Genomic DNA, 17,298 nt, shown 5'->3' with positions numbered 1-17,298 from the left:
CAGTGTGCATGATTTCGTGCAGGATTTGCGCGATAGTGCGTGATCGTTTCGCTGGCACCACGTTGTTCGGAGGTTGCACGGTAATGCTGAAGTTGGGATACAAGGCGTCGGCGGAGCAGTTCGGGCCGCGCGAGCTGGTCGAGTTGGGTGTGTTGGCCGAGGCGCACGGGATGGATTCGGCGACGGTGTCGGATCATTTCCAGCCGTGGCGGCACAACGGTGGGCATGCGCCGTTCTCGTTGGCGTGGATGACCGCCGTGGGGGAGCGCACCGAAAGGTTGCAGCTGGGCACGAGTGTGCTCACGCCGACGTTCCGGTACAACCCGGCGGTGATCGCGCAGGCCTTCGCGACGATGGGGTGTCTGTATCCGGGACGGATCTTCCTCGGGGTCGGCACCGGCGAAGCACTCAATGAGATCGCCACCGGCTACGCCGGCCAGTGGCCGGAGTTCAAGGAACGCTTCGCCCGGCTGCGCGAATCGGTGCGGTTGATGCGTGAGCTGTGGCGCGGAGACCGGGTCGATTTCGAGGGCGAGTACTACACCACCAAGGGGGCGTCGATCTACGACGTGCCCGAAGGCGGCATCCCGGTCTACGTCGCCGCCGGTGGCCCGGTCGTGGCCCGCTATGCCGGACGCGCGGGGGACGGGTTCATCTGCACCTCCGGCAAGGGCATGGAGCTCTACACCGACAAGCTGTTGCCGGCCGTCGCCGAGGGGGCGGAGAAGGCGGAGCGGGATGTGGCGCAGATCGACAGAATGATCGAGATCAAGATCTCGTACGACACCGATCCGGACAAGGCGTTGGAGAACACCCGCTTCTGGGCACCGTTGTCGCTCACGCCGGAGCAGAAGCATTCGATCGATGATCCGATGGAGATGGAGGCGGCGGCGGATGCGTTGCCGATCGAGCAGGTCGCCAAGCGGTGGATCGTGGCGTCGGATCCGGACGAGGCGGTCGAGCAGGTCAGGGCGTATGTCGATGCGGGGTTGAATCATCTGGTGTTCCATGCGCCGGGTCATGATCAGAAGCGGTTCCTGGAGTTGTTCGAGCGCGACCTCGCCCCGCGCCTGCGCGCACTGGCGTGACGAAAGGCGTTGGCAGAAAGATGGATACGGAAACACAGGATGTGACGACCACGGAGGCCTGGCGAGCCCTCGATGCCCATCGCGACGAGATCGCCGCGGTGTCCCTGCGGGAGCTGTTCGCGATCGAACCGCAGCGCGCGCAGGCGTTGACCTCGCACGCCGGGGATCTGGTGGTCGACTTCAGCAAACAACGTCTCACCGGTCGCACTCTCGAACTGCTCCTCCAGCTGGCGGAGCAGACGGGTGTGGCCGCGGCTCGGGAGGCGATGCTCTCGGGTGCGCACATCAACGTCACCGAGGATCGGGCGGTGCTGCACACCGCCCTGCGTCTGCCCCGCGATGCGCAGTTGATCGTCGACGGGGTCGATGTCGTCGCCGATGTCCACGCCGTGCTCGACCGGATGGGCGAGTTCACCGACCGCCTCCGCAGCGGCGACTGGCGCGGCGCCACCGGGCAGCAGATCACCACGGTGGTCAACATCGGCATCGGCGGCTCCGATCTCGGCCCGGCGATGGTCACCCGCGCACTGCGGCGTTTTCACGACGGGCCGGCGACGCGGTTCGTCTCCAACGTCGACCCCGCCGATCTGACCGCGGCGCTGGCCGACCTGGACCCGGCGACGACGGTGTTCATCGTCGCGTCGAAGACGTTTTCCACCCTCGAAACCCTCTCCAACGCCACCGCCGCCCGCCGCTGGCTCGTCGACGCCCTCGGTGAAGATGCGGTGGCGAAGCATTTCGTCGCGGTGTCGACGCACACCGAGCGGGTGGTCGAGTTCGGCATCGACCCGGCGAACATGTTCGAGTTCTGGGACTGGGTCGGCGGCCGCTATTCGGTCGGCTCGGCGATCGGGCTGGCGGTGATGTGCGCCATCGGACGCGAGCGGTTCGCCGAGTTCCTCGCCGGCATGCACACCCTCGACACCCACTTCGCCACCACCGCCCCGGCCCGGAACGCACCGTTGCTGGCGGGGGTGATCGGGGTGTGGAATGCGAGCATCCTCGGTTATCGGTCGCGCGCGGTGGTGCCCTATGCGCAGGATCTGGCGCGGCTGCCGGCCTATCTGCAGCAGCTGACCATGGAATCGAACGGCAAATCCGTGCGCGCCGACGGCACACCGGTGGTGTGTCCGACCGGGGAGGTGTTCTGGGGTGAGCCCGGTACCAACGGTCAGCACGCCTTCTTCCAGTTGCTGCACCAGGGCACCGAGATCGTCCCCGTCGACTTTCTCGGCCTGGCCCGTAGCGGCGACGACCTGCCGGCCCGCGACGGGCGGACCAGCATGCAGGTGTTGTTGCTGGCGAACATGTTCGCCCAGGCCAAAGTGTTGGCCTTCGGGCGTGATGCCGACGAGGTCCGCGCCGACGGCGTCGACGAGGCGTTGGTGGCGCACAAGGTGATGCCCGGGGATCGGCCGTCGACGACGATCCTCGCCCCGGAACTGACCCCGTCGGTGGTCGGGCAGATCATCGCCTTCTACGAACATCAGACCTTCGTCCAAGGCGTCGTGTGGGGGATCGACTCGTTCGACCAGTGGGGCGTCGAACTCGGCAAGACCCAGGCCACCGCCCTGCAGACGGTGCTCGCCGGCGACGAGATCCCCGACACCGGCGACGCGTCCACCGACCACCTGATCGAGGTCTACCGCACCCTGCGCAACGGAGGGAGGTAGGACATGCCCGCGCTGAAGTTGCTCTATCTGCCGCCTCCCGTTACCGAGGAATGGGATTGGCAGATGGACGCGGCTTGTCGCGACGCAGACGGATCGTTGTTCTTCCACCCGGACAACGAGCGGGGCGACGCGAGGGAGAACCGGATGGCTTCGGCCAAGAAGGTCTGCGCTCGTTGTCCGGTGCGGGAGAAGTGCCTGCAGTACGCCCTCGATTCCGGTGAACGCTACGGGATCTGGGGTGGGCTCACAGAGGACGAACGCACCCGGGTGAGGAAGGCCCGCCGGCGCCGCACGAGCCGGTGACGTCCGCTCGCCCTCACCCGCCGGAGACGACTTTCCCGATGACCCGCGCGGCCTCCCGGAAGGCCGCCGGATTCGGTCCTGCGTAGTTGAGCCGGAGGTACTGACCGGTGGGCTCCGCCGGGAACCACTCGTCACCTGCCGCGACGAGCACCCCGGCGGCCTCGCACTCGTGCGCGACGGCCTCGGCGTCGACGTCGTCCGGGAGCCTGCCCCACAGGTTGAGCCCACCGGACGGTAGCCCGTCGACAGCCACATCCGGTGCGAGCTCACGAAGTTCGCTCACGAGAAGGTTGCGGCGCGATTCGAGCTCGCGCCGCACCGCCCGCAGATGGGTCTGCCATGCCGGCTGGGTGACGACGTCGAGCGCGACCGTCTGGAGAACGCCGCTCACATAGACGGATTCGGCCTGCACGTCGGCGAGGATGCGTTCGGGAGCCGGTCCACGCGCGACGATCGCCGCGACCCGCACCGACGGCGCGACACTCTTGGTCAGGGAGCGGACATAGACGACGTGGCCCGAATCGTCGCGGGCGAACAGCGGAACGGACGGGGCCGAGATCCCGAAGTCGTGGGCCCAGTCGTCCTCGATGACGAACGCTCCCGCATCGCGCACGACGTCGAGGACCCGCTCGCCGGTCGACGACGGCCATTGCGCCCCGGTGGGATTCGCGAAGTTCGGTTGTGCGTAGAAGGCGCGGGCCCGGGTCCGATCGAAGGCGCGGGCCAATTCGTCGGGATCGGGCCCGTTGGGTCCGCTGGAAACCGGTACGAGCTGCACGCCGGCCTTCGTGGCCGCGAGAATTGCACCCCAATAGGTCGGTGACTCCACGATGAGGGGATTACCGGCGCCGACGAGTGCGCGGAAGATCGACCCGAGCCCGCTCTGACTGCCGGGGGTGATGATCACGTCGCCCGCGGACGGCGGGGCCGTGCGCGCGTTCGTCGCTTCCGACAGCTCCGCGGCGAACCACTCCTGCAGTTCGGGAAGTCCTGCAGCAGGTGTCCGTCCTACGGCGGCGTCGCTGCGGGCTGCGCGTGAATATGCTCCGCGGACAAGGCGTTCGGGAAGCAGCGTGCGGTCGGGATAGCCGGAGTGGAGTGAGACCACATCGTTGGACACGGTGCGCAGGGCGGCGGAGGCGCGAGGCAACGAGGGAGCCGTTCCGAGCGCTTCCGTCTGCCAGCTGTGATCGATCGTGTTCGACGTGCGGATCCGGCGGACGAAGGTTCCCACACCGGTGCGACTCTCCACGAGACCCCGGGTCTGGAGTGTCTTCAATGCTTTCTGCACCGTGACGGGGCTGACGCCGTACTGCGCGACGAGCGATCTCGTCGACGGCAACCGGGCGCCGGGTGCTGCGGTGGCGATCCACCGGGTCAGTTCCGCGACGAGCTGGGAACTGCTACTGTTCGACATGAGATTGAAGAGTAGCGCTATCGTGTCCGGCAGGCCAGTGCTATCGTCCGATCCTCGCGGGCTCGCCTGGGGTCTGCTCGGCGTCGCAGGCTTCTCCCTGACCGTGCCGCTCACCCGCATCGCCGTCGAGAACGGGGCGATGTCACCGCTGTTCGTCGCCGCCGGCCGCGCGGTCGTCGCGGCGGTTCTCGCCGCTCTGGCGCTCGCGCTCACGGGGCAACGACTCCCGAACAGGCATCAGTGGCGCAGGATCGCCGTCGTCACAGGTGGGGTGGTGATCGGATTCCCCATGCTCACCTCGTACGCCCTGACCATGGCACCGGCGAACCACAGCGCGATCGTCATCGCGATCCTTCCGGCTGCGACCGCGGTGGTCGCGGTGTTGCGGGCCCACGAACGGCCGCCCACCCCGTTCTGGGTCGCGGCGGGTGCGGGGACGGTCGCCGTCATGGCCTTCGCGGGCCTGCGTGGCGGAGGTGCCGCGGGATTCGGTCGAGCCGATCTGCTGTTGCTCGGCGCGGTGGTCGCTGCCGCCGTCGGTTACGCAGAAGGCGGGCTGCTGGCGCGGGAGATCGGTGCGTGGCAGACGATCTCGTGGGCACTGGTGCTGGGGTCACCGTTGATGGTGACACTCACCCTGGTCTCGCTCGCCGACGGACCGCCGCAGGGTGGGGTGACGCACTGGGCGTCGTTCGCGTACCTCGGCATCGTCAGCATGTTCCTCGGGTTCTTCGCGTGGTACCGAGGTCTGGCCATCGGGCCGATGGCTCGGGTCGGGCAGGTGCAACTGACCCAGCCGATCATGACGGTCGGCTGGGCCGCCTGGCTGCTGGGAGAACCATTGACATGGGCAGTGTTTGCGGGCGGTGCCGTCGTCGTGCTGTGCGCCGGCACCGCCGTCCGCGTCCGTCGGAATTGAACGTCGGTCCTTGTCGAGGAAGAAGTCCCCAGCGCGGGTTGTCGCCGACGACGGGTTCCGTGTTTTCGCTCGGAGCCACGATCTCCTCCGTAGCCTGGACGTACCACGGGCGCGGTGGGGTGACGATGAAACAGGCAGTCCTTGTGATGGTGTTGCTGCTGGTCGCGGCCTGTTCGAACGCGGGAGAGCAGGAACAGCGGACGAACGTCCCGGCGGTCGAAGCGGACTGCGATGCCGCCGACCACCGCTTCGTCTCGTCCGTCGGCGCCGATGGCCGCCATTTCGAGGATCAATACGGTGATCCCGTCCTCGTCCGCGGCGACTCGCCGTGGTCGGGGATGGCCGACTGGTCGCCCGAGCAGGCCGAGTTGTATTTCACCGACCGCGAGATCAACGGGTTCAATGCCTCGATCATGTCGGCGATCGTCGTGCCGGTGAACGGCGGCCCGAGCTACGAAGGCGCCACCTTCGACGGCATCGAACCGTTCGTCGACGGCGACATCACGCAGTGGAACGAGGTGTACTGGTCGCGTGTCGACGACTACCTCCGGATCGCGTGCCGCCACGGGAACACGGTATTCCTGTATCCGATGGACGGGTGGAACCTCACCCACGTCTTCGCGTCGACCACGCCGGAACAGGCCTTCGAGTACGGACGGCGGTTCGCGCAGCGGTACGCGGAATTCCCGAACATCGTCTGGATGACCGGCGGGGACTACTCACCGGAGGCGGAGGATCTCGCGGCCGGTGCCGAGTCGGATCTCGTGCTGCACGCGATGCTCGACGGGATCCGTGATGCCGGCTCCGACGCACCGTTCACGATCCAACTGGGGTGGGACAAGCTGCTGTCCACGGATCACCCGTTCTGGGAACCGGTCGTGGACTGGAACTTCGTCTACACCTACGCGCCCACCTATCAGGCCGTCCTGCAGGCCTACGAGCGTGCCGACGGAACCCGCGACCCGCGACCCGCACTGTTCTCGGAGGGCAACTACGAAGGTGAGAACAACCAGGAGGACACGGCACCGACCACCGACGAGACACTCCGACGTCAGGCGTTGTGGGCACTGACCTCCGGTTCGCCCGGCGAGTTCCGGGGTTCCGACGACTGGGAGTTCCCGGACGGGTGGGAAACCCGTCTGGATACTCCCGCTGTCGCACAGCTGCGAGCGATACGTGAACTGTGGCAGTCGTGGCCGTGGTGGGAGCTCGTGCCGGATATCGACGAACCGCTCGTCGTCGCAGGTCGCGGCACCCCGTGGACGAGTGACGAGATGATCGACGTTCTCGACGACGAGTACGTCACCGCTGCCCGGACACCCGACGGTTCACTCGCCGTCGTCTACCTTCCGACGCAGCGCACGATCCGGCTCGATCCTGCGTTGGTACCGGAGGAGGCGACCCTCGAGTGGGTCGCCCCCGCCGACGCGACCGGGCCTCGGCAGCCGGCGACTTCCGACGAGAACGGCGACATCCCTATACCGGGGCCGAACACGGATGGAGACGGGGATTGGCTTCTCGTGATCACCGAGCGAGAGGGATGAACTTTGCTGTTCGAGAATGCTGCTCTCGTCAGCGGGCGGCGAATCCCTGCGAGCAGAAACTCCATACCTCGTCGGCCGAGATGAGAAGGGTCGTGGTGTCGTCGCCACCGCTCGACTGGGCAATGGACATCACGGTCTGCATTGTCATGGCGGCCATTCGCTTCGCATTCGTTCCCTCGCGAAGGCTGCCCTCGGCATCGACCTTCTCCATCAGCTCCGTGAACAGCGTGAGCATCGGTGCGTGTGCGACCTTCACCTCGGCAGGATGGGTGAGCACCAGCTGCGGCGCGAGGTCGGTGAACAGGGGCCGCGGGGCCGCCGGATCGGGTCGGGACGACTCGAACAGCAGTTCCACTGCGACGCGCAGCTGATCGAGAGGATCCTTCTCGTCGGCGGCAGCGGCACGGATCTGATCGGCAGAGCGGCTCAGAGCATCCTCGAAGAGTGCCAGCAACAGCTCGTGCTTACCGTCGAATTGTAGGTAGAAGCTGCGAAGCGACTGCTTCGACCGGTCGACAACTTCCTGAACCGTGAAGTCGGTGCTGCCCTTTTCCGCGATGATCGCCTGTGCGGCATCGAGAAAGCGCTGAACGCGCTGCTCGGCGCGCAGCTTCGCGGTCCGGATGGAACGCTCCACCGCGCGCTGCTTCCAGGCCGGCTCTTCGCTGGCGCCCGTCACTGCCCGGATCGCCCTGTGTCGCGTGGAGTGGACATGGGGACACTGTACCGGAGGGTAGGGAGGCAACGCGGGGCCGTCCTTCCGCTTTCCGTCCCGACTCGAGACTGTTGCTATCAGAAAAAGAAACCTTGTTCTCATCCCGATACGGCTGATTGGGGGCCGGAAAGAGGCAAGTCGGAATGCGCACCCGGGACGTAATCCGCTGCCGTTCTCGCCATCCGCTGCGGCAATTCGCTGGTTGTCAGGATGGCCGTGAGACATCCTGACAACCAACGCGGGGATCGGAGCGCACCCGGCCCCCGTAGACGGGTCATTCCCCGCAAGAGGCTCGGGAGGTGGATTCTCTGCTGGAGAATGGAAGGCCGGACGCCGGACCCGTCGAAGAACGGCGCGCTCTGATCTCAGTCGAGCCGGATCGCCCTTTCGGGGCAACCCCCTGCGGCCTCCCGCACGGAGTCCTGGTGTTCGGCCGGGACCTCGGACATCAGGGTGACGGCGTATCCGCCGTCGCTCAGGTCGAAGACCTCCGGGCAGGCCGCGAGGCAGACGCCGTGTCCGCGGCAGGCGTCGTCGTCGACGACGACCTTCACTTCGACTCACCTTCCGCCGGCGTGTACTCGAGGTGCAGGGCGAGCAGGCCGCGCAGGATGAAGGTCGGCAGGTAACCGAACTTTCGGTCGTCCTCGGGGCCGTGCACTTTCTCGGAGATCCGGATCTCGCTGGTGCGCTCGAGCAGGCGCGCGATGCCCACGCGTCCTTCGGTTCGGGCGAGCGGGGCGCCAGGACACGAGTGCACGCCGCGACCGAACGCGATGTGGGTGCGTGCGTTGCGGCGATCGATGTCGAACTCGCTCGGGTCGGAGAACTGGCGCGGGTCGCGGTTGGCGGCGCCGTTGACCAGCATCATGATCGTGCCGGCCGAGACGTCGCCCCCGCCGACGGTGGTGGGGGTCTTCGCGAGCCGGAAGTCGCCCTTGATCGGGCTCTCGAAACGCAGCGTCTCTTCGATGAAGTTCGGGATGCGATCGGGCTCGCTGCGCAGGGTCTTCTGGAGTTCGGGCTGCTCGGCGATGATCCGCAACGCGGAACTCAGCAGACGCACGGTGGTCTCCTGGCCGGCGGAGAACACGTTCGCGGCGATACGCAGGACGTCGTCGACGGGCGGCAGGGTGCCGTCGGGGAAGGTTGCGGTGGCGAGGCCCGTCAGCACGTCGTCGGTGGGGTTCGCGCGGCGGTCCTCGATGTACTGGCCGAACTTCTTGTACAGGAACTCGAGCGGGTTGAGCTTCAGCGTCTCACCCTCGGTGCTGCCGAGCGAGAAGCCTTTCTCCACTTGGATCTTCAGGCCCTCGATGAATTCTTGATGGTCACTCTCCGGCACGCCCAGCAGGTCGGCGATGACGAGCATCGCGAACGGAGCGGCGAAGCCGGTGATGTAGTCGCCCTCGCCTCGGGCGAGCAGATCGTCGAGGAGGCGGTCGGCGATGCGCTCGATGAAGGCCTCGTTCTCCTTGAGGCGCTTGGGCGTGATGAGCCGCATCAGCAGGCCGCGATGGTCGGTGTGCTGCGGGGGATCCATGGTGGGGAGCTGGTCGTTCATCGGCAGCGAGGGGCGGTGCTCCTCGATGAAGTCGGTGATGTCGTCGCTCTCGGGGCAGGCCGGAAGGCCGGAGAACGGACCGGTCACCGAGATACACGACGAGAAGGTCTGCTCGTCGCTCAGGACCTGGATCGCCTCTTCGTAGCCGGTGACCATCATGACGTTGTGGTGGGGTTCGCGCGTGACCGGGCATCCCTCGCGCAGGGCGTCGTAGTAGGGGTACGGGTCCTCGACGAGTTCCGGATCGGTGAAGAAGTTCTTCGTCTCGATGTCGGTCATGGTTCCTCCCGGGGCAGGCGGTGGCTGTGATGGAGTTCGGCTTCGCCACGCGGCGTCGCGCGCTCGAGTCCGTATCTCGACCGCACATCCAACCACGGGTTCGAAAGTTGGGCGCGAGAGGATCTTTCGTGCATTTCGGACTTGTGATGGATAACGTGACGACGATCGATGTGCTGTGTTCGATCTTGAAATGTGTGTAGCCGCAGAAGCGACAACATGCCCGTACTCGAGCCTCGGAAAGTTCGGGTACGGGCACGGGATGTGTTCATCGTCGGAATGTCCGATGGGTGACTTCACGCCGACGGTGGGTCGGTGGAGTCGACGGGAGGAAGAGCGACGCGACGACCTTTGCATCACGTTGTATCCGCGGATTAGCACCTCGCTGTCGTCGGCGATGCTCACTTCCACACCGTCGCAGGGTTTTCCGACGGTCGTGGCGATCTGTTCGATGCGCACTGGGAAGCGGCCGACAAGGTGCTCTCGCGGCAAGCAGGCGCGCGGAAAATAGGGCGCAGGGGAAATCGGGACGGGTAGTTGTCACTGCAGCGCCGACCGTTTGCGCGCCTTGAAGACAGTTGCATGCCGTCCGAAGGCGTGCTTCTGTCCGCGGACCGTGCAAGCCTGCTCGTTCCGGGGTTGCGGTGATCTCCCTCTGCGGGTCCGGACGGACGTTTGGATGTGCTCCCGACGGGAAGCCTTCACAAGTCCTGCCCCTCCGACGCCGGGAGCACCTGTGCCTGCAACGACCGCGACCGTTTCGCCTACCGACGCCGCTCGGCTCCTCGGGCAGGTGGCCGTGCCGTTCGTGGCGGTGGGACCGATCGCTCGTCGGCGTTGGGCGATGAAGCTGCTCGAGAAGAACCAATCCGATGCCGGCGTGGTCCGCCTGGTCGCCGATCTACGGAAGCGGCACGGTGACGGACCGGTGGTCGTGCCGATCCCCGGCCGCACCCTCGCGATCGTCCTGACGCCCGAGGATGTGGACCGGATCCTGCGCACCGACACGGCATCGTTCACTGCGGCCAACAAGGAGAAGGTGGCCGCACTCAGCCCGTTCCAGCCCAACGGTGTGCTCATCTCCCGAGGGAACATCCGCGCCCAGCGACGCGCGTTCAACGAGTCGGTCCTCGAACCGGAACACGCCCTGCACCGTCTCGCGGCCGAATGGGTTCCCGTGATCGAGCAGGAGGCGCAGGATCTGCTCGAGCATGCGAGGTCGCGCGGTGAACTCGACGCTCCTGATTTCGTGAAGACCTGGTGGCGCCTCGTTCGGCGACTCGCGTTCGGCGACGCCGCCCGCGACGACGAGAGCATCACCGACCAGTTGTGGACGCTGCGCTCGAACGGGAACTGGTCGTTCGCGCATCCGCTCCGGCACCGCCTGCGCGATCGGTTCACCCAGAACCTGCACCGTCATGTCACGGCGGCTCCGTCCCAGAGTCTGGCCGGGGTGGTCCGGGACCTCGCAGCGCCGGCGTCCGTCGACCCGATCGGGCAGATGCCGCACTGGTTGTTCGCGTTCGACGCCGCAGGCATGGTCAGCGCCCGAACCCTGGCGGTGTTGTCGACCCATTCCGAGCAGCGTCTGCGCGTCGAGTCGGAATTGTCAGGAACCGAAGCCGGGACACCGCAGGTCTACGAGTACCTGCGGGCCTGCGTGCTGGACACGACCCGGCTGTGGCCGACCACTCCGGTGATCCTCCGGGACTCCGTGGAAGAGACCACGTGGAGCGACGGTGCGGGTGGTACCTCCACGATTCCCGCCGGTACGGGCTTCGTGATCCTGTCCTCGGCCTTCCACCGCTCCGACGACCTGCCGTTCGCCGACACCTTCGAACCCGAGATCTGGCTCGACGGCCGCGCCGAGCGCTATCCCGCGCTCGTGCCGTTCAGCGCCGGACCGACGGTGTGCCCCGGGCGCAGCATCGTGCTGTTCGCGGCGAGCACCTTCCTTGCGACTCTGCTCCGGTCCGCCGAGTTCACCGTGGTGTCGGATATGAAGCCGGATCCGGCGCGTCCGCTGCCCGCGACGTTCGACAATTTCGGTCTGCGTTTCGCGGTGCGGTAGGGCTCTCTCGGCTGGGGCCGCAATACCGCGTCGATACCCCCTCGGAGATCGTTTCCCCGTTATCCGATGGCGTGACGTCACTCACGGTTCACCCCGGTTTTGCGACCAACGCGTGAGGTCGATGGTGTCGATGTGAATCGAGTAGGGAAAATCGGGCGCTTTTTGTCCGATACCGGTCGGTTTGGAGTCAAGGCGACACGCTGAGTTCGTCAAAGGTCGAAGTACTCTGTGATGGAATCGTGACCCTTTCGTTACCGAGGGCCTGTCCCAGAGGAAACTGCTGTGATCCGAAATCCTGAATCCACCCACACCCGAGAAGCCACCGATCTGCGACGGCGCGCAACCCGCGCCGGCAGGTGGATGGCAGTCGCGGTCCTCGCGAGCGCCGTCACCGTCGGCGGAACGACGGTCGCGAACGCCGCAGGCGACCGGGTCCGCGTCGAGTCCGCCACCGCATGGACGGGCGCCGGGGAGAACCTCTCGACCGCACCGCAGGTGCTGAAGGTCGCCGATGTGGACGCATCCCACTACACCGAGAAGCTGAACCGCGCCGCCGAGAGGGAAGCACAGCGTGTCGCCGAGGCGATCGCTGCCCAGGAGGCAGCACAGCGTGCCGAGGCCGAGCGGATCGCCCGCGAGGCCGCCGAGCAGGCCGCTCGTGAGGAGGCCGCGCGTCGCCCCGCGCTCGCCTTCCCCGCTGCAGGAACGCTGACCTCGGGCTACGGTCCGCGCTGGGGGACCAACCACAACGGTATCGACGTCGCCAACTCGATCGGCACGCCCATCGTCTCCGTCACCGACGGCGTCGTGATCGAATCCGGTCCGGCCTCGGGCTTCGGCCTGTGGGTGCGCATCGCGCAGGACGACGGCACGACCGGTGTCTACGGCCACATCGATCAGTCCCTCGTCTCGGTCGGCCAGCACGTCCGCGCCGGTGAGCAGATCGCCACGATGGGCAACCGCGGCCAGTCCACCGGCCCGCACCTGCACTACGAGGTGTGGCAGCCGGGCGGCGCCAAGGTCGACCCCATCCCGTGGTTCCACGCGCGCGGCGTTCCGGTGCCGAGCTCGCACCTCGGCTGATCCGGTAGGCGACAGCCCGAGAACGGCCCCCGAAACGACCACTGCCCCGACGCTGTCCGCGTCGGGGCAGTGTCGTGCGTGGAGTTACCAGATGCGCACGCGCTCCGAAGGATCGAGATACAGCCTGTCGCCCTCGTCGACGCCGAACGCGTCGTAGAAAGCGTCGATGTTGCGGATCACGCCGTTGCAGCGGAACTCCGGCGGCGAGTGCGGGTCGACGGCGAGGCGTCGTGACGCCTCCTCGTCGCGAACCTTCGTACGCCACACCTGCGCCCATCCGAAGAACACGCGCTGCAGGCCGGTCAGGCCGTCGATGACCGGCGCGGGCTTGCCGTCGAGCGCGATCTCGTAGGCCTTCAACGCGATCGACAGGCCGCCGAGATCACCGATGTTCTCGCCGATCGTGAAGCTGCCGTTGACACGCTGTCCGGGAAGGGCCTTCGGCTCGAACTCGTCGTACTGCGCGATGAGGGCAGCGGTGCGTTTACCGAACTCCTCGCGGTCCGAATCGGTCCACCAGTTCTCCAGATTGCCGTCGCCGTCGTACTTCGCGCCCTGATCGTCGAATCCGTGGCCGATCTCGTGCCCGATGACCGCGCCGATACCGCCGTAGTTCGCGGCGTCGTCGGCATGCAGGTCGAAGAACGGGGGCTGGAGAATCGCGGCGGGGAAGACGATCTCGTTCATCCCCGGGTTGTAGTAGGCGTTGACCGTCTGCGGGGTCATGAACCACTCGCCGCGATCGACCGGACCACCGAGCTTGCCGAGATCGCGGTCGTATTCCGCGGCGTACCCGCTGCGGTAGTTGCCCACCACGTCGTCCGGGGTGATCGTCACAGCGGAGTAGTCGCGCCAGGTGTCGGGATAGCCGACCTTGGGGGTGAACTTCTCGAGCTTGCGCAGCGCGGCCTCGCGCGTGGCCGGGCTCATCCATTCGAGGTCGGTGATGGACTGCCGGTACGCCTCGGTGAGATTGTCGACGAGCACCTGCATGCGCGTCTTCGCCTCGGCGGGGAAGTGCCGTTCGACGTAGAGCTTGCCGACGGCCTCGCCGAGCAGGTCCTGCACGAGCGACACGCCGCGCTTCCAGCGGTCGCGGATCTCCTGCGTACCGGTGAGCGTGCGGCCGTAGAACGCGAAGTTCTCGTCGACGAACGCCTCGGACAGGTACGGAGCCCGCGCGCGCAGCACCCGCCACACCGCCCAGGCCTTCCAGTCGTCGAGGTCCTCGTCGGCCCACAACGTCGCGAACGTCTCGAGGAAGCTCGGCTGACGAACGACGATCTCGGCCCACTGTTCGGTGGTCGCGCCGGTCGCGGTGATCCATCCCGTCCAGTCGAACTGCGGAAGATCGGTGCGCAGCGAGTCGAGGGTGAGCAGGTTGTAACTCAGGTCGGCGTCGCGACGCTTGACGACGTCCCAGTGCCCAGCGGCCAGCCTCGTCTCGAGCGCGACCACCTTCGCCGCGTCGTAGGGCAGGTCGGCGAGGGCGAACATCCGGCCGATGTGGGCGGTGTACTGGTCACGGATCTCGGCGTAGCGGTCCTCGCGGTAGTACGACTCGTCGGGCAGCCCGAGCCCGCCCTGCGAAACGTGCATCAGGTACCGCTCGGAGTTCTTCGAATCGGTGTCGACGTAGTGCGCGAGCGCACCCGTCACGCCGGCGCGCTGCAACCCGCCCAGTACTGCCGCGAGCGCGGCGCGGTCGGCAGCGCCGGAGACCGCCCGGAGTTCCCCGCGGATCGGATCGAGACCGGCTGCCTCGATCGTCGCGGTGTCCATGAACGAGGTGTACAGGTCGCCGATCTTCTGGGCGTCGGTGCCCGGCTCGGCGCCGGACGCCGCGGCCTCTTCGATGATGGTCCGCACGTCGACCTCGGCCTTGTCGGCGAGCGTGCGGAAGGCTCCGTCGAGCGCGCGGTCGGCGGGGATCTCGTGTTCGGCGAGCCATCGGCCGTTCACGTGTTCGAAGAGGTCGTCCTGGGGGCGGACCCGTTCGTCGACGTGTCCGAGATCGATGCCGGAGCGAATCTCCGAGTTCTGCGCGAGGGTCATGCTCCCATCCTTACACCGGAAGGACAGGTCGTGCAGTCACCCTGCGGACCGGACCGCCGCGGAAGTGGGAGAACACCCTCGGGAGCGTTTACATACTCCTACCATCGCCCTCATGACCGAAGGTTCCACGACGGAGCCGCCCGTGGCGACCCCGTCCACACAGATGCTGGTCGATCCGCGCTTCATGCCTGTCGCGGATCTGTTCTTCCGGATGTTCTACAAGCCGAGCCAGGGCGGCGGCGCTCTCGCCTGCTATCTCCACGGCGAACCCGTCCTCGACATCTGGGCGGGCTGGGCCGCGCGCGACAAGCGGTGGACCCGCGACACCGTGGTGCTGTCGTTCTCCACCGGCAAGGGGGTGGCCAGCACGGTGGTGCACCGCCTCGCCGAGCGTGGCCTGCTCGACTACGACGCAGCCGTGGCCGAGTACTGGCCGGAGTTCGCCGCGGCCGGCAAGGAGACGATCACCCTGCGACAGCTCATGTCGCATCGCGCCGGACTGCACAGGTCCCGCGGTCTCGTGCCCGGCAGGGAAGGACTGCTCGATTCAGAGGCGGTGGCCGCCGCGCTCGCCGCCTCCCCACCCGATCCACGACGTTTCCACGGGCCGGGTTATCACGCCGTCACCTACGGCAACCTCGTCGCCGAGATCGCATCGCGCGTGACCGGGGTGTCCTTCCAGGAACTCGTGCGCACCGAGATCGCCGAGCCGCTCGGCACGGACGAGTTCTGGTACCACGTGCCCGAGGACCAACGGCACCGCATCGCCCGGGTGTTCCCCAAGGTCAACTTCCTGCCGGCACCGTGGACGACGGCGTCGGCGGTGCTGTCGCACGCGCCGGGCGTGCGGGGTCTCGCCGAGGCAGGCATGGCGGAGGGCTTCGACGAGTTGATGCGCAGTCCGTCCGCGCACGACGCCGTCATGCCGGGATGGAACGGTGTGTTCACCGCTCGGGCCCTGGCCCGCATGTACGCGGCGATCGCGAACGGCGGAGCGATCGACGGTGCCCGCCTGTTGAAGGAGGACACCGTCGGCCAGTTGCTCGAAGTGCAGACCCGGCGACGCGACTACGTCCTCGGCATCCGGCCCAACTGGCGGCTGGGTTACCACCCCGGATGGGTCGCCCTGAGGCAGCAGCCGCTGCGGTCGGTCGGCCACTACGGCTTCGGCGGCTCGGGAGCGTTCGCCGACCCGGAGACCGGACTGTCGGTCGCGTTCGTCACCAACCGCATGGGCAACACCTTCACCACGATCTCCGACGGCCGGTTCCCGAGGCTCGGCGCCGCGGCGGGGACGGCCGCGCGCAGAGCAGCGTGATCAGACGTCGACACCCACGTTGACCGCGGCGAGGACCCGGTCACCCTCACGTGCGGTGACCGTCGTCCCCGTCGGGTCGTGGATCGAGTCGGTGTCGTTGCGAGTGTCGCGGCCGCTGTGCTCGGTGTACGGCTCGACCGTCCTCGTTCATGATCTCTCCTCCGTGCGTCCTCGTTCCGACCATCGTGCGTCCGGACGCTCGAGGCACGGTGCGAGAGAGCTGGGAGATTCCTGCGAATCCGTTACGCGCGGGGGAACAGCTGGACGTTGGCATGTGCGCGCACGTAGACGGTGCCGTCGGCGGCGCACAGCGTCGTCTCGAAGGACGCGAGTCGCCGTCCGGCCCGCACCGCTTCGGATCGCAGTTCGATGACCGGCCCGGGGACGGCGGGCGAGCGGAGGTAGTCGAGGCCGATCTCCAGCACGCGATAGTCCTGATCGATGCCGGTCAGCGTCTGTGCGGCCAGGCCGGTGACGGCCTCCGCCATCGACACGAGCACACCGCCCTGCACCGAACCGATCACGTTGGCCATCCACTCGCGCGGCGACAGCCGGGCCTGCACGACGCCGCGCTCGGCGGCTGTCACCTCGAGTCCGAGCAGCCCGGCGAGCGGTCCGCGCGGAAGAGTCCCGGTGGAGATGCCCGTGACGATGTCGAGGCCGGGCAGTTCGGCCAGGATCGCCACATCGGACCACGGTTCCGGCTCGTCCCGCTCCGGCACGGCCTCCGACGCCTCGGCGCCGAGTTCCATCGGCGTGCGCCCGACGACGATGGAGCGGCCGACCAGGTGCGCGACGAGAGCACCCTGCTCGTCGCGCACGTCGGTGCCCGACACGGCGGTGGACTCGTCGAAGAACAGGCTGCTGCCGTGACCGACGAGGGCCCCCGAGGCGGGGAAGGAGTGGGCGAGCGTCGCCGTCACGTGCGACAGCACGCTCTGCGGTCGCTCACCGGTCTCCGCGAATCGCGCGATACCGGCGGGTGCGCCCGCGGCGACGTCGGTGAAGACGCCGATGGAGGCGAGCGTGGTCTGCCCGCGGTGGTCGAACAGGTGCGATCCGACGGACTGGGTGACCGAGACCGACGCGTCGTCGGCGACCTCGATGCCGACGCCCATGAAACGACCCGGACGATCGACGGTGAACTGTGCGGTCTCGATTGCCATTCCTTGCTTCTACCAGGAACAGCGCAATAAAGAGCAATCGGGGAGTGGTTCGTCCCGGTCCGCGATCACCGGTCGACCCCGCTCTGCGGTCACCCCTCGGCTCAGC

General features: G+C 67.3%; 14 protein-coding genes. 8 read left to right on the top strand and 6 right to left on the bottom strand.

Annotated elements, in window-relative coordinates; genetic code table 11:
- Positions 1-83 precede the first annotated feature (83 nt).
- The 3 genes from fgd to IM25_RS03705 are packed head-to-tail and all read left to right on the top strand — an operon-like array spanning position 84 to position 3,064.
- Positions 84-1,088, top strand: coding sequence for a glucose-6-phosphate dehydrogenase (coenzyme-F420) (fgd, locus tag IM25_RS03715; RefSeq protein ID WP_065995763.1), 1,005 nt, complete (start codon positions 84-86; stop codon positions 1,086-1,088).
- Positions 1,089-1,108: 20 nt separating this feature from the next.
- Entirely contained in the window at positions 1,109-2,761 is a 1,653-nt protein-coding gene (pgi, locus tag IM25_RS03710; protein ID WP_065995762.1) for a glucose-6-phosphate isomerase, read from the top strand.
- 3 nt (positions 2,762-2,764) lie between these two features.
- Positions 2,765-3,064, top strand: coding sequence for a WhiB family transcriptional regulator (locus tag IM25_RS03705; protein ID WP_006553755.1), 300 nt, complete (start codon positions 2,765-2,767; stop codon positions 3,062-3,064).
- Positions 3,065-3,077: 13 nt separating this feature from the next.
- Here the strand turns inward: IM25_RS03705 and IM25_RS03700 are convergent, their stop codons facing one another.
- Positions 3,078-4,481, bottom strand: a complete 1,404-nt coding sequence (locus tag IM25_RS03700) for an aminotransferase-like domain-containing protein (RefSeq protein WP_065995761.1) — start codon at positions 4,479-4,481, stop codon at positions 3,078-3,080.
- A 37-nt stretch (positions 4,482-4,518) separates the two neighbouring features.
- On the opposite strand from IM25_RS03700, the gene IM25_RS03695 reads away from it, so the two are divergent.
- Together IM25_RS03695 and IM25_RS03690 are read left to right on the top strand one after the other, a co-directional pair.
- On the top strand, positions 4,519-5,400 hold the full coding sequence (locus IM25_RS03695) for a DMT family transporter (protein WP_033096346.1): 882 nt from the start codon (positions 4,519-4,521) through the stop codon (positions 5,398-5,400).
- A 125-nt stretch (positions 5,401-5,525) separates the two neighbouring features.
- A complete protein-coding gene (locus IM25_RS03690; protein WP_065995760.1) occupies positions 5,526-6,944 on the top strand; it encodes an apiosidase-like domain-containing protein in 1,419 nt (472 codons plus the stop codon).
- Positions 6,945-6,972: 28 nt separating this feature from the next.
- Here the strand turns inward: IM25_RS03690 and IM25_RS03685 are convergent, their stop codons facing one another.
- The 3 genes from IM25_RS03685 to IM25_RS03675 all read right to left on the bottom strand — a co-directional run bounded on the left by IM25_RS03685 (position 6,973) and on the right by IM25_RS03675 (position 9,502).
- Entirely contained in the window at positions 6,973-7,623 is a 651-nt protein-coding gene (locus IM25_RS03685) for a TetR/AcrR family transcriptional regulator (protein ID WP_019290814.1), read from the bottom strand.
- A 401-nt stretch (positions 7,624-8,024) separates the two neighbouring features.
- Positions 8,025-8,213: a ferredoxin gene (locus IM25_RS03680; RefSeq protein ID WP_006553751.1), complete on the bottom strand. Its 189-nt coding sequence runs from the start codon at positions 8,211-8,213 to the stop codon at positions 8,025-8,027.
- The gene (locus IM25_RS03675) at positions 8,210-9,502 is read right to left on the bottom strand and encodes a cytochrome P450 (protein ID WP_065995759.1); all 1,293 of its coding nucleotides are present in this window, start codon (positions 9,500-9,502) and stop codon (positions 8,210-8,212) included. Before IM25_RS03675 ends, IM25_RS03680 begins: the two co-directional genes overlap by 4 nt.
- Before the next feature lie 733 nt (positions 9,503-10,235).
- Here IM25_RS03675 and IM25_RS03670 point away from each other — a divergent pair.
- Complete coding sequence (locus tag IM25_RS03670) at positions 10,236-11,570, top strand: cytochrome P450 (RefSeq protein ID WP_033096344.1); 1,335 nt, start codon at positions 10,236-10,238, stop codon at positions 11,568-11,570.
- 360 nt (positions 11,571-11,930) lie between these two features.
- Positions 11,931-12,653 carry a M23 family metallopeptidase gene (locus IM25_RS03665; protein ID WP_033096343.1) on the top strand — a complete coding sequence of 241 codons (723 nt, stop codon included), beginning with the start codon at positions 11,931-11,933 and terminating at the stop codon, positions 12,651-12,653.
- An 84-nt stretch (positions 12,654-12,737) separates the two neighbouring features.
- Here the strand turns inward: IM25_RS03665 and IM25_RS03660 are convergent, their stop codons facing one another.
- Positions 12,738-14,708, bottom strand: a complete 1,971-nt coding sequence (locus tag IM25_RS03660) for a M13 family metallopeptidase (RefSeq protein WP_033096342.1) — start codon at positions 14,706-14,708, stop codon at positions 12,738-12,740.
- Between the two features lie 112 nt (positions 14,709-14,820).
- On the opposite strand from IM25_RS03660, the gene IM25_RS03655 reads away from it, so the two are divergent.
- Entirely contained in the window at positions 14,821-16,026 is a 1,206-nt protein-coding gene (locus tag IM25_RS03655; protein WP_065995758.1) for a serine hydrolase domain-containing protein, read from the top strand.
- A gap of 242 nt (positions 16,027-16,268) precedes the next feature.
- Here IM25_RS03655 and IM25_RS03650 read toward each other — a convergent pair whose 3' ends face one another.
- The gene (locus IM25_RS03650; protein ID WP_033096341.1) at positions 16,269-17,192 is read right to left on the bottom strand and encodes a PaaI family thioesterase; all 924 of its coding nucleotides are present in this window, start codon (positions 17,190-17,192) and stop codon (positions 16,269-16,271) included.
- Positions 17,193-17,298: the final 106 nt, after the last annotated feature.

The organism is Rhodococcus sp. p52 (assembly GCF_000763325.2).
Taxonomy (GTDB): domain Bacteria; phylum Actinomycetota; class Actinomycetes; order Mycobacteriales; family Mycobacteriaceae; genus Rhodococcus; species Rhodococcus pyridinivorans.
The sequence above is the reverse complement of the archived record's forward strand: the minus strand, read 5'-3'. Positions and strand labels throughout refer to the sequence as shown.

Excerpts from the sequence above, each read along its gene's own strand:
- IM25_RS03700 (WP_065995761.1), bottom strand. The coding sequence starts at position 4,481 with ATGTCGAACAGTAGCAGTTCCCAGCTCGTCGCGGAACTGACCCGGTGG.
- IM25_RS03665 (WP_033096343.1), top strand. The coding sequence starts at position 11,931 with ATGGCAGTCGCGGTCCTCGCGAGCGCCGTCACCGTCGGCGGAACGACG.
- pgi (WP_065995762.1), top strand. The coding sequence starts at position 1,109 with ATGGATACGGAAACACAGGATGTGACGACCACGGAGGCCTGGCGAGCC.
- IM25_RS03690 (WP_065995760.1), top strand. The coding sequence starts at position 5,526 with ATGAAACAGGCAGTCCTTGTGATGGTGTTGCTGCTGGTCGCGGCCTGT.
- IM25_RS03660 (WP_033096342.1), bottom strand. The coding sequence starts at position 14,708 with ATGACCCTCGCGCAGAACTCGGAGATTCGCTCCGGCATCGATCTCGGA.
- IM25_RS03675 (WP_065995759.1), bottom strand. The coding sequence starts at position 9,502 with ATGACCGACATCGAGACGAAGAACTTCTTCACCGATCCGGAACTCGTC.
- IM25_RS03655 (WP_065995758.1), top strand. The coding sequence starts at position 14,821 with ATGACCGAAGGTTCCACGACGGAGCCGCCCGTGGCGACCCCGTCCACA.
- fgd (WP_065995763.1), top strand. The coding sequence starts at position 84 with ATGCTGAAGTTGGGATACAAGGCGTCGGCGGAGCAGTTCGGGCCGCGC.
- IM25_RS03650 (WP_033096341.1), bottom strand. The coding sequence starts at position 17,192 with ATGGCAATCGAGACCGCACAGTTCACCGTCGATCGTCCGGGTCGTTTC.
- IM25_RS03705 (WP_006553755.1), top strand. The coding sequence starts at position 2,765 with ATGCCCGCGCTGAAGTTGCTCTATCTGCCGCCTCCCGTTACCGAGGAA.